This is a genomic window from Arthrobacter sp. GCM10027362, from assembly GCF_042679445.1.
Classification (GTDB): domain Bacteria; phylum Actinomycetota; class Actinomycetes; order Actinomycetales; family Micrococcaceae; genus Crystallibacter.
This window is the reverse complement of record NZ_JBHTML010000292.1, coordinates 1-3411: the sequence shown is the minus strand read 5'-3', so window position 1 is coordinate 3411 and position 3411 is coordinate 1. Positions and strand designations below refer to the sequence as shown.

Below are 3411 nucleotides of genomic sequence, written 5' to 3'. Positions count from 1 at the left end.
CCGGCGGCCGATCTGTCCGCCGCGCTGTGCTGGCTGGCCCCGAAGCCGCTGCGCCCCGGCGCCAAGGTCCTGGTCAAGCACGGCACCGCCACCGTGCGGGCCCTGGTGGCCGCGGTCGAGGGGCGGCTGGACCTGGACACCTTCGAGGTCGGCCCGGCCGGGGAGCTGGAGCTGAACGACATCGGCCGGGCGGTCCTGCGCCTGTCGGCCCCGCTGCCGCTCGAGCCCTATGCGGTGCACCGCCGCACCGGGGCCTTCCTGCTGATCGACCCGCAGGACGGCAACACCCTGGCCGCAGGCATGATCAGGAACGGAGCGGCCCAATGAGCGGGAACCAGCAGGAGGCCGGCAGCATCCGGATCACCGCCGGCGTGCAGAAAAAGCGGCGCCACGGCTGGGAGATCGGATTGGCGGCGGCGCTGGCGGCGGCCATCATCGGCACGGCCGCCTGGGCCTTCGGCGCCACGGGCAGCGACCCGTCCGGAACCGCGCAGCCGGCCTCCGGCACACCGGCTGCAGAACTGCGGCTGGGCTACTTCGGCAACGTCACCCACGCCCCCGCCCTGGTCGGGGTGCAGAACGGCATCCTCGCGGACCGCCTCCGGGACCACGGCGGCACGAAGCTCAGCACGCAGGTCTTCAATGCCGGCCCTGCGGCGATCGAGGCCCTGAACGCGGGGGCCCTCGACGCGACCTATATCGGCCCGAACCCGGCGATCAACTCCTTCGTCAAAAGCGGCGGCGAATCCGTCGCCGTGATTGCCGGCGCCACCGCCGGCGGCGCCCAGCTGGTGGTCAGGCCGGAAATCAGCTCGCCCGGCCGGCTCAAGGGCAAGGTCCTGGCCACCCCGCAGCTCGGCGGCACCCAGGACGTCGCCCTGCGCGCCTGGCTGAAGTCCCAGGGCCTGGCCGTGAGCCCGGACGGCGGCGGGGACGTTACCATCAATCCGACGGAGAACGCCCAGACCCTGAAGCTGTTCCAGGACGGCAAGCTCGATGGCGCGTGGCTGCCGGAGCCCTGGGCATCGCGCCTGGTCCTGCAGGCCGGCGCCAAGGTGCTGGTCGACGAGAAGGACCTGTGGGACGGTACGCTGGCCGGCAAGCCCGGGCAGTTCACCACCACGGTGCTGATCGTCAGCAGGAAGTTCGCCGCCGAGCATCCGCAAACCGTCGACGCCCTCCTCGAGGGCCACGTCGCCGCCATCGACTGGCTCAATTCGGCCCCCGCTGCCGGCAAGGCCGCGGCCATCAACGCCGGCCTCAAGGCCGCCGCCGGAGCCGAACTGCCGGGCGACGTCATCGACCGTGCATTGCAGAACATTGAGTTCACTCCCGACCCGCTGGCCGGGACCTACCCGAAGCTGCTCCGGAACGGCGTCGACGCCGGGGTGACCAAGCCTGCGGACCTGACCGGCCTCTTCGAGCTGGGCGCACTGAACCGGGTGCTGGCCGGAACCCCCGGCCAGCACCCGGTGAGCGCGGCCGGGCTGGGCACGGACTGAGGCGGTCTCCGGTGTCTGTACTGCTTGAGAACCTCGGGAAGCGCTTCGAGCGCGGCGATGCCGTGCTGGATGGCGTGAACGCCCGCATCGACAGAGGCGAATTCGTGGCGCTGCTGGGCGCCTCGGGCTGCGGCAAATCCACGCTGCTGAACATTATCGCCGGCCTGGAGCAGCCCAGCACCGGCGCCCTCGAAGTCCCGGCGGACGGCGCGGCCCTGATGTTCCAGGACCCGGCACTGTATCCCTGGCTCACGGCCCGCGGCAACGTGGAACTGGCCCTGAAACTGCGCGGGGCCGGCAAGTCCGCCCGCCGCGCCCGCGCCGCCGAACTGCTCGACCTCGTCCACTTGGGCGGGGCCGGGGACAAGCGCCCGCACGAGCTCTCCGGCGGCATGCGCCAGCGCGTTGCCCTGGCCCGCGCCCTGAGCCAGGACCGGCAGCTGCTGCTGATGGACGAGCCCTTCGCCGCCCTCGATGCCATTACCCGCGACCTGCTGCACGAGGAACTGGAGCGGATCTGGCGCGAGACCGGCAGGACCATCGTCTTCGTGACACACAACGTGCGCGAAGCGGTCCGCCTGGGCCAGCGTGTGCTGCTGCTCTCCTCGCGGCCCGGCCGCGTGGTGCGCGAGTGGACAGTTCCCGCCGATGTCAGGGCCGGCGCCGCCGCTGCGGCCGCGCTGACCGGGGAGATTACCGCACGCCTGAGGGAGGAGATCCGCCGCCATGGCAAATAACGTGACAGAGCTCGAGGCCGGAGCCCGTGCTTCCGGCACTACAGGCGGGGGCAATGTCCCGCCCATAGATGTCCACCGGACCCCGGACGTTGCCCCCGCCCTCAGCGCAGGGGATGCTCCGGATGAGTTGCGCGCCCTCGAGGCCGGGCTGGACGTGCTGCAGTCCGGGCACACCTCCGCCCGCAGGGACTGGGGCCGGGTCCTGCTGCCGCTGGCCGCCGTCGTGCTCCTGGTCCTGGCCTGGCAGCTGCTGGTCTCGCTCGACCTCAAGCGCCGCGACCTGGTCCCCGGGCCGCTGGATGTCTTCGCGTCCCTGGGCCGGCTGTGGGCCGAGGGCCTGGTCCAGGAATCCGTTGCCACCTCGCTCCAGCGCGGGCTGGCCGGTTTCGCCGTCTCGGTGGCGGTCGGCACCCCGCTGGGCCTGCTGCTCGGCCAGGTCAGGACGCTGCGCCGGGCCCTGGGCCCGCTGATCTCGGGCCTGCAGGTGCTGCCCTCGGTCGCCTGGGTGCCGGCTGCCATCATCTGGTTCGGCCTCACCGACGCCACCGCCTACTTCGTGGTCCTGATGGGCGCCATCCCGTCGATCGTCAACGGGCTGGTGGCCGGCATCGACCAGGTCCCGCCGCAGTACCGCAGCGTGGCCACGGTCCTTGGCGCCTCCCGGCTGGAGCTGGCCCTGCAGGTCATCCTGCCTGCCGCACTGCCCGGCTACGTGGCGGGCCTCAAGCAGGGCTGGGCGTTCTCCTGGCGCTCGCTGATGGCCGCCGAGATCATCGCCGTGGGCGGGACCATGGGCTACGGCCTCGGCTCGCTGCTGGACCAGGGGCGGACCCTGTCCGACATGGGCATCGTGATGAGCGCGGTCCTGATCATCCTGGCGGTCGGCATCCTGGTCGAACTGCTGGTCTTCGGCCCGGTGGAGCGGCGCCTGCTGCAGCGCCGCGGCCTGCTCGCCGGGAGCACGCGATGAGCGGCCTGGACCTGTACCCGGTTTCGCTGCGGCTGCTGGGCAAGCCGGTGCTCGTCGTCGGCGGCGGAGAAGTGGCAGGCCGCCGTGCCAAGGCGCTGCTGGATGCCGGGGCCATGGTGACGGTTGTCGCCCCGGAGGCGGGCAGCGGCGTCGTCCGCCTCGCCCGGGCGGGCCTGCTCACCTGGCGGCGCCGCGGCTACGA

Annotated in this window: 4 protein-coding genes and 1 pseudogene; all 5 read left to right on the top strand. The window is 72.4% G+C overall.

The features are described 5' to 3' along the window. Positions 1-327: pseudogene (locus tag ACFQ36_RS21745) on the top strand (sulfate adenylyltransferase); the annotation flags it as partial. Further along, positions 324-1502, top strand: coding sequence for an ABC transporter substrate-binding protein (locus ACFQ36_RS21740; RefSeq protein WP_377017475.1), 1179 nt, complete (start codon positions 324-326; stop codon positions 1500-1502). The pseudogene ACFQ36_RS21745 and the gene ACFQ36_RS21740, both read left to right, overlap by 4 nt. Positions 1503-1513: 11 nt before the next feature. Then, positions 1514-2239: an ABC transporter ATP-binding protein gene (locus tag ACFQ36_RS21735; RefSeq protein ID WP_377017473.1), complete on the top strand. Its 726-nt coding sequence runs from the start codon at positions 1514-1516 to the stop codon at positions 2237-2239. After that, positions 2229-3209 carry an ABC transporter permease gene (locus ACFQ36_RS21730; protein WP_377017471.1) on the top strand — a complete coding sequence of 327 codons (981 nt, stop codon included), beginning with the start codon at positions 2229-2231 and terminating at the stop codon, positions 3207-3209. The genes ACFQ36_RS21735 and ACFQ36_RS21730 overlap by 11 nt, the downstream gene beginning before the upstream one ends. Continuing rightward, a partial coding sequence (locus tag ACFQ36_RS21725) for a bifunctional precorrin-2 dehydrogenase/sirohydrochlorin ferrochelatase (protein WP_377017469.1) occupies positions 3206-3411 on the top strand: 206 nt, incomplete at its 3' end. The genes ACFQ36_RS21730 and ACFQ36_RS21725, both read left to right, overlap by 4 nt.